Origin of the sequence: Streptomyces sp. NPDC002779, assembly GCF_042888685.1 — a bacterium.
Lineage (GTDB): Bacteria > Actinomycetota > Actinomycetes > Streptomycetales > Streptomycetaceae > Streptomyces.
The window spans coordinates 22,873-30,952 of sequence record NZ_JBIAQC010000029.1; the positions used below are offsets into that span (position 1 = coordinate 22,873).

General features: G+C 68.8%; 6 protein-coding genes. All 6 read right to left on the minus strand.

Annotated features, from left to right (window positions below; all coding sequences use genetic code 11):
• Positions 1–98: 98 nt before the first annotated feature.
• The 6 genes from ACFYW5_RS35605 to ACFYW5_RS35630 all read right to left on the minus strand — a co-directional run bounded on the left by ACFYW5_RS35605 (position 99) and on the right by ACFYW5_RS35630 (position 7,795).
• Positions 99–1,736 (minus strand): PfaD family polyunsaturated fatty acid/polyketide biosynthesis protein, encoded by a 1,638-nt coding sequence (locus ACFYW5_RS35605; RefSeq protein ID WP_389421289.1) that lies wholly within the window; start codon positions 1,734–1,736, stop codon positions 99–101.
• 102 nt (positions 1,737–1,838) lie between these two features.
• Positions 1,839–2,267 (minus strand): response regulator transcription factor, encoded by a 429-nt coding sequence (locus ACFYW5_RS35610; RefSeq protein WP_389421290.1) that lies wholly within the window; start codon positions 2,265–2,267, stop codon positions 1,839–1,841.
• A gap of 65 nt (positions 2,268–2,332) precedes the next feature.
• Positions 2,333–3,694: a wax ester/triacylglycerol synthase domain-containing protein gene (locus ACFYW5_RS35615; protein WP_389421291.1), complete on the minus strand. Its 1,362-nt coding sequence runs from the start codon at positions 3,692–3,694 to the stop codon at positions 2,333–2,335.
• A 687-nt stretch (positions 3,695–4,381) separates the two neighbouring features.
• Positions 4,382–4,549 carry a hypothetical protein gene (locus ACFYW5_RS35620; protein WP_389421292.1) on the minus strand — a complete coding sequence of 56 codons (168 nt, stop codon included), beginning with the start codon at positions 4,547–4,549 and terminating at the stop codon, positions 4,382–4,384.
• Positions 4,525–6,039, minus strand: coding sequence for a CocE/NonD family hydrolase (locus ACFYW5_RS35625; RefSeq protein WP_389421293.1), 1,515 nt, complete (start codon positions 6,037–6,039; stop codon positions 4,525–4,527). The genes ACFYW5_RS35620 and ACFYW5_RS35625 overlap by 25 nt, the downstream gene beginning before the upstream one ends.
• Positions 6,040–6,415: 376 nt before the next feature.
• Positions 6,416–7,795: an IS1380 family transposase gene (locus ACFYW5_RS35630; RefSeq protein ID WP_389421294.1), complete on the minus strand. Its 1,380-nt coding sequence runs from the start codon at positions 7,793–7,795 to the stop codon at positions 6,416–6,418.
• Between the last annotated feature and the right edge of the window lie 285 nt (positions 7,796–8,080).

The window sequence follows — 8,080 nt, forward strand, 5'->3', positions numbered from 1 at the left end:
GGCAGAGGGGCGTGCGGCGTCGGACGCGAAGGGCGATGGGGCCGAGCCCTGCCGGGAATTGCTGTCGTGCAGAGGCTGGGAGCGTCTCGGGCTGTGGGTCAAGCCAGCGGACGGGGACGGTAGGAGAAGGCCTCGGCGGGCACAGGCACGCCCAGCGAGCGCAGTTGGTGGGCACGGGTCACGACGGTGGCGCCTTCGAGCAGGTTGAGGGCGACCTGGGCGACCGTGCGCCGCTGTGGGTCGGCGAGGAAGCTGCCGGTGATCCAGTGGTTGAAGGCTCCGAGAGCGGGGCCGCACCACAGCTGGTAGTCGAGGGCGCGGTCCGGCTCGCCCTGGATGGCCCAGCGGCTGGCTTGGCCGAGGTACCAGCGGAACAGCAGCGCCATGCGGTGTCTGGGGTCTTGGGCGGCGCGCTCCAGTTCACGCGGATCCCGACGGGTCCAGAAGCGTTCGGTCTCGGTCCAGATGTCCGCCACGGATGCGTGGAACACGTCCCGTTCCAGCCGTCGTAGGTCCGCTGCGGGGATGTCGGTCAAGGACGCGTGCTGCCGGTAGAGCTCATGGAGCCGACGTGCGCGATGGGCGAACATGGTGCCCTTGCTCAGGACTTGGACGCGCACACCGAGTTCGAACATGTCAGCGGCCGGTGCCATGACGACATCGTGGAAGTCGGCCGCGGCGAGCAGTTCACGTGCACGCCGGGAGACGCCCGCCTCCACGGTGGTCTGGTTGATGGACCCTGTGACCACGTAGGCCGCGCCGGCCGCGAAGGCGGCGGCGACGGCTTCCGGCGTCCCCAGTCCGCCTGCCGCTCCGACGCTCACCGCGCTGCCGTGCTGCCGGGCCACTTCGTCGCGCAGGGCCAGCAGGCGGGGCAACAGCGCGGTGAGCGGACGGTTGTCGGTGTGGCCGCCGCTGTCCGACTCAGCGGTGATGTCGCCGGCGACCGGGATGCGGGCGGCCAGCTTGCCCTCCTCCGCCGTCAGCGTTCCCGCGGCCACCAGAGCGCGGACCTGGTCGGCGGGGGCGGGGGACATGAAGACGCGCGCGGTCTCGGGGCGGGAGACCTTGGCGATGATCCGCCGGGGACGCAGGACGGTCCCGTCGGCGGCCTGACGAATGCCACCGAGCGCCACCCGTAGGACGGCGGGGGTCAGCTCCATGAACGCCGACAGTGAGACGACGGGCACCCGGTGGCGGATCAACAGCGCCGCCACCGCCTGCTCGGCCGCGGGTTCGACGGGGCTGTGGATGAGGTTGACCCCCCAGGGCCGCTTCTCCCCGATCTCCCGGTTGAGGCGCTCCAGTGCCTCCTCGACCTGTCCCGGTGCCAGGCCGCCCGCGCCGAAAACGCCCAGGAGTCCGGATTCGGCGGCGGCGGCGACCATCGTGGTGGTGGCGATGCCGTTGGCCATCTCCCCCACCACGTACGGGAAGCGCAGTCCGTGCCGTGCGCAGAAGTCCTGGTCGCCCAGCCATTCGGGATACGTCCCGGGCATCGTGCCGTCCACGATCCAGTCCGGTCCGGGTAAGACCTCGACGTGCGGGAGAACGGCCGTCCGGGTCGCCGCTTCCTTGCGGCGCAGCAGTAGCACCGGGCTGCGGGGGGAGCGCACCGCGCGGAGCACGGCAGCCGCCGTACGGCCGCCGCCGTCCAGGCCCTCGGCCGCGGTCCCCGCCTCGGGCGCCGGCACGGGACTCGGTGATTCCGGCATCTGTTTTTCCAACTTTCGCATGTCGTTCCTACTTCGATATTTGCACGAGGAGTCCGCGCCGAATCCGGTACCTATGTACCTGTCCGAAAGTCCTGTTGATCCGTCGCCGCACCCGACCGGGATCTAATCCTGCGATTCCAGCCAATAGCGCGTCGCCTCGGCGCGACTGCCCACGCCGATCTTCCGGAAGACGGACGACAGATAGTTCTTCACCGTCTGTTCCGAGATGCCTAATTCGCGGGCGATACGGCGGTTGGAGAGGCCGCGGCTGGTGAGTTGGAGCACACGCTGCTCCTGGGGACTGAGCAGATCTCCCCGATTCCGCTGCGGGGGCACGGGTTCCGCTCGCGGGTTCCCGGCGGCACCGGGCGGCCTGCCCTCTTCCAGAAGATCGGTCAACAGGGCGTGGATGCGGTCCATCTGCCCGGCTACGTGGGCAAGAGCTCCCAGCGCTTGTTCGATGTCGGCCGACCGGGCCCCCGTTGTCTCCGTGGACGGCCTCGGGTCGGTGCCGTGGGAAGAGCCGCACAGAATCCGCTCCGGCAGGTCCACCCTCGTCACGTTCCTTTCAGGAAGACACATCGTTGAAGCCTCTAATGTGAATAAACTGCACATCACTACGACGGAGGAGTGTCGGCGAGAGACAGAATCTCTTCAAGACCGGTCATGAGTGAAATGTGCAGCATTTCCGGTTCACTTACTGCTGTCGTATCCATGTTCACGCCGATAGAGCACACCGAGTCGTATGAACACATCGCCACCGATACCGCGCAGTTGACGACCGGTGCGAAAGGGTAGAACTCCTGGACACCGGCACCGGCCAGCCTGACCGATGCCGCGGGCCCGGGCACGTAGGTGCAGTGGGCGTCGCTCTCGGTGACGCGGTCCGTCATCGCCCGCACGACGGGAGTCGGCGCGGAAGCCAGGAAGGCCGACAGCGGACCGAGGCCGTCCGGATCGACGGCCGGCGCGCGCCGAGCGTCGCGGAGCGCTTGGTGCACGACGGTCAGACGGCGTAGCGGGTCGGTCTCGCCGACGGGTCCGGCCAGCCGTACGCCGGAGAAGCGGTTGCCGCCGTTCGCTGCGGCCAGGGGGACGGCGGCGGCGAGCGGCACCTCGTCCCATGCCACGCCGCTCGCCCGGTGGTAATGGTGCAGTCCGCCCACGACGACGGCCAAGAGGGCGTCGTATGAGTTGCCTTGCACCAGCTGTCCCGCCGCGCGCAGTGCCTCGTGCGAGCCCTTCAGCGTCACGAGTCGGCGTTCGGTGGAGCGTCCGCGCAGCTTGGGAGAGGGTTCGGCGGGCCGTCGCACGGCGGAGCCGGCCGCCTGGGCCGCGCCGAGGATCGTGCGGAGCGTTCCGGCCGGGGCGGCGACCGCGGCGGCCGGCAGGGAGAGCGTGCCGGTCAGCCGATTGGCCACTGCGGCAAGCATGCCGCACGGCGCCACTGAGGGAGGGGCACTTTCGACCAGGCTGAGCCGGCGGGGCGTTGATGGAGCGTCCGGCAGAGCCTCGCACAACGAGGCGAAGAGGTGCAGTGCCCTCGGCCCGTCCACGGCAGCATGGTGCAGGCGGACCATCACAACCGCGCGGCCGTCGGAGAGTCCTTCGACAAGCACGCATTCCCACAGCGGACGCGCAAGGTCGAAGGGTGCCATGGCCAGGGACTGGCCGAAGGCGAGCACGTCGGCCCACGTGCCGAGCCCGGGCAGCCGGATGTGCCGCAGATGGTAACCCAGGTCGGGTTCGCCCCCCAGTTTCCAGCGAGCACGGCGGCCGCCCCGGGCCGGCACGACAAGGCGGGCGCGCAGTGTGGGATGGCGCGCAACGGTCCGTCGTACGGCGCCCGCGAGAACGTGCATGTCCGGAGTGGAGTCGAGTACGACGAGCGCCATGACCGGCAGTCGGTGTCCGGACTTCTCAGCCCGCCAGAGCAGCGTCTCCGAAGGCGTGAGCGCACGTTCCTCAGCGGTGGGCATCGATCTCCTCCCCTCGCGCTCCCTGCGCGGACTCCCCCGCATCCGTATCGCGCGACCCGTCCGCGGACGGCGTCGCCAGATCTGTCGCCGTCTTGGACGGGGCGGGTTCGTCGCCGGATGCGTCCTCCGGGAGGGACGCCTCGCAAGGAGCCGGCGCGCCCGCGTCGGCGGTGGCGGCCCCCGGCCCGGGGCTTCGCGCTGGGACGTGTGTGTGCGAGGGCGGCCAGATGTCGGGGGTGGGTACCCGCTCGCCCGTGCGCTCCCGAGCGTCGCGAGGGTCCGGGGTGGCTGTGGGGGTCGGGCATCCCGGGTCCGTCCGGCCTGCGGACGGCCCCTCGACCGGACGGGGCTCAGAAAGGGCCGCGGTACCGGGTTCCGGCGTTTGTGTCGGGGCCGGCGACGAGGGCAGTGCGGCTGCGGGAGGCGTCGGTCGCATGGATGCGTCTCTCGCATCCCGTTCCCGGTCCGTCCCCGGCACCGCGCCTTGGGTCGTAGGAGTGGCCCACTGCACGAAGACACCAGGGGGCTGCGGCGCGGCCGCCTCGGCGGCCGGGGGTACGGCGGCCGGTGGAGCAATGCGCAGGCCGAGCGCCGTCAGCAGACCGGCTGCGGCCAGAACCAGGGGCATGAGCAGTTGTCGCACAGGGAGTTCTCCACTACGTCGGTCGGGACTGGCCGGGTTGGGCATCAGTGCCGAAGTGCGTCGAAGAAGTCGCGCATGGAGCGCAGAACGCGCAGGAGCGTGTGCCAGGTGTCAGCGGTGAAATCCGCGAACGAGACCGGTTCGGTGACGATGAGGTAAAAGGACGTAAGGAAGACGAGCCAGAAGATCAGGCCTCGACCGCGGAAGAACACGCGTGATCCCTTCTATGTTCGCGCGGTTCGCAATGGTCGACCGGAACAGTCAGTACCGAGGGGTCCTCCTCCATGGAACGGAGGGTCACCGGTCTGAGCGGGGGCGTCCTCCCCAGACACGTCGGATCCCATGTCCCGAGGATGAGACCGAGACGGTGTCCCGCGGGAACCTCGGCGACGCAGGTACGCATTGTGATGTCGAAAGGAATCGGCCCTTCGCCGCCCGCGACGAGTGTGACCGCGCCCTGGCTCAGCAGGACGCCGAGCCCAGGTGGGCGTACCGCGTAAAGATGCGCGGTCACTGTCACGCGGTTCGCCGCGCAGGACACCGTGCCGTGCAGCAGAGGCGAGCCCCGCAGCCGGAGCGTGGCATCGAAGGGGGAGGTGGTCCACGTTCTGGCCGCGATAGCCGGCACCAGCGGGAAGAAGATGGACGGAGGCACGCGCAAGGTGCGTTGCAGCAGGTCGGACAGCAGCGGCATTCGGTCGGTGGCCCCGGACGGCAGACCTCCCAACAACCGGCTGCTCCACGCCCCGCCACGTCCGGCGAGGCGTCCGGGAGCGGCAAGGGACGGCGCGCCCAGCCCCAGTCGCAGCGGCGTGGTCTCTCCGGGCCGGGTCCCCCGGTCGTTCTCCGTCCGATCACCGCGCAGAATGACGATGTGGTCGTCCTGTGTGCCGGTCGGCAGTCCTTTGAGTTCCGCATCGAGCCAGCGGCGGACGTACCTCCACACCTCACGTCCGGAGCGAGTCGTCAGTTGACGCATCGGCAGGACGGGATGCTCGTCCGCATGCAGCAAAAGGACTGTGCGGCACTTCAGTTGACGATGGAAATCGACCATCTGCTCCGGCCGCAGAACCGTGTCGTTGAGCCCGGCCGCAAGCAGTACAGACGTCTGCCGCCGAGACAGTTCATCGGCTTCGAAAACGACCGAGCGCTCGTCGGCCCATGCCCGGAACCGCTCCGGTTGGAAGCCGGTACAGAAGCGGGCCACCGCGGCCAGCAGGGAATCTCGAGGCCGGCCCGCCAGAAGGCCGAGGCCCAGAATCAGAGACCCGACCCGTGCGGTGTCGCCTCTGGCCAGTGCCGCATAGAGGTCGGCCCAGCCGTCGACGGCGACCACAGTGGAGATGCGCGAATCGCGCGCCGCGGCCAACAGGCTGATACCGGCTCCGTAGGAGAGGCCGACAGCCCCGATCGCGTCGCAGCTCACCGATGGATAAGTCTTGGCGATCCAGTCGATCACCGCGCTGAAGTCCCGGACGTCGGCAGCGGAGGCTCCCTCAACGCGACCGCCTGACGAACGAAATCCGCGAGGGGTGTAGCCGACTGTGAGATAACCGGACTGCGCCAACCGTTGAAGCAGCAGTTCGAAATCGCCGGTCGATGCGCCCCAGCTGGCGGGAAAGACGACGACGGGCTGTCGTACATCGGATATCTCGACCCCGCGCACCTCGACTTCGAGGGGTAAGCCGTCCTCGGTCGGCACCCAGAAACGCGCCCCTCTTGGTTTTCGGGCCTCGCGTGCTCCCAAAAGGCGGGAGATTGTGGGCAAACAATTTAGGTGAACCATTTGGGACGCATTCATCGGACCAACTCCAGGGGCTGGTGCCGCCAGTGGAATGACGGCTTCCACCAAAGTAGGAGGGTCTGACCGGGAGGAGCAATGAGTACCTTCTTCTCCGTACTTCTAGCCTCGATCGTTCATGAGTCCTCGTCGGTTTACTGACGGGGCCTCTGCGTTTGTGTGGTGCGGTCTTTTCGGGGCTGGGGCAGGGCGAGGGCCCGGATCTCGCGTCGGGTGTGCGCCGGGTTCCACTTCACCGGTGTGGTTGTGCGGGTTGTCGGACGGTCGAAGTGGCTGGTCAGCCAGGGTTCGGCAGGGCGTGGAGCCTGACGATCGCGTGGCTGATGACTGCGGTCCAGGGCCATCGGGCGGGCAGGCGGAGCCAGCGGCGACGGCCGGTGTTCACGAGCTGTGCGGCAGCGGAGAACAGCCGCAGGCGGAGCTTCTTGGGTTCCCGGCAGCGGATTTGGCCGGTCAGTGCGAGCATCGCCATCCAGGCGAGGAGGTCGAGTGCGAGGGAGACGATCTCCAGCCAGATCCGGTTCTGGGCCGTGTCGTGCAGGGGCAGGTTGCGCAGGCCGGTGTCGCGGGCGCTTCGGATGCGGTCCTCGCAGCGGGCCCGTCTGCGGTGACGCAGTTCGAGGTCGGTGAGCTGGTCGCCTTTGGTGTTGGTCGCGAAGCAGGTCAGCCGCAGCCCGTCGAGGTCGGTGAAGCGCAACTGGGCGCCGGGGTGCGGCCGTTCCTTGCGGACGACCAGCCGCATCCCCTTCGGCCACGTGCTCAGGTCGGGGATGTCGGTGATCTCCGCGACCCAGGTGCCGGGCCGCTCGGTGCCGCCGGCGTCGTAGGCCGGTGTCCACGCCTTCTTCGGGATCTTCAGGACGGCCTGGTGGAGGGCGTCGGTGATGGTCATTCCGACGGAATACGACAGCCACCGGCCCGGCTTGGAGAGCCAGTCGAGGAAGGCGTGGGTGCCGCCGCCGGAGTCGGTCCGGATCAGGGTCTGCCGTCCCCGCCACAGGCGCTTTGGCAGTTGGGCCAGGGCGAGTTGGGCGGTTTCGATGTGGTCGGCGGCAGTGTTGGAGCCCGCGTTGCCGGGCCGCAGCAGGGCGGCCACCGGCTCCCCGGACCCGGCCTGGCCGTGATCGACGAACGCGACGAGCGGATGATGGCCGAAGGTCTTCTTCCAGGTCGGAGTGGCGTCCTGCTTCTCGGAGTGCGCGAGGACCAGCACCCCGTCGATGTCCACGACCACCTGGCCGTCGGCGGCCGGGCTGCTTGCCCCGGCCAACTCCCAGACCCGCTGACGCGCTTCGGAACGTGCGCCCCGGATCGCCGCAAGAGCCTTCGGGCTGGACGCGGCGAGAGCGTCGGCGAGGCGGGAGACGGTCGGATCGGAAGCCACCGGGCCGAACAGGGCCGGCTCGGCCCGCAGCATGCCGACGTCGGCCAGACAGTCGCCGCCGAGTGCGACGGCCAGCGCCACATCCAGCAGGATCTTGCCCGGATCGTGTACGGCCCGCCGCTTGCGCCACGGCGCCGGCGCGGCCGATATCGCGGTGTCCAGGCCGGACTTACGGACCGTCTCGACCAGCAGCACGGCCCCGGCCTGGGCAACAACTCCTCGGCCGCCGCCCTCGACACGGACACGAGGGTACGACCCGCTACTCTGCTTCACCTGGGAGTGCCTCTTTCGCTACCACGTACAGGACCCTCAGCAAGTCCTATCGTTGCAGCTCAGGGGCACTTTCTGCTTTCTCGATCACACGTCGGACGGCACCCCTCGTGAAAGCCCGAGGCCAGTAGGGCTTGGTCAGCTTCACTTGTAAGTGGCGTGTCTGTCGGTCTGTGGGTGTTGGTGTGACACCGGGCGTTGACCCCTGATGTTGAACACACGAGACACTGGATCCTGAGGATCTGAGAACGGACATCTCGTGGTCATGAAGAACTACCCGCCGGAGTT

Bases quoted from the DNA above. Each gene is read 5' to 3' on its own strand.
- ACFYW5_RS35605 (WP_389421289.1), bottom strand. From the start codon at position 1,736: ATGCGAAAGTTGGAAAAACAGATGCCGGAATCACCGAGTCCCGTGCCG.
- ACFYW5_RS35615 (WP_389421291.1), bottom strand. From the start codon at position 3,694: ATGCCCACCGCTGAGGAACGTGCGCTCACGCCTTCGGAGACGCTGCTC.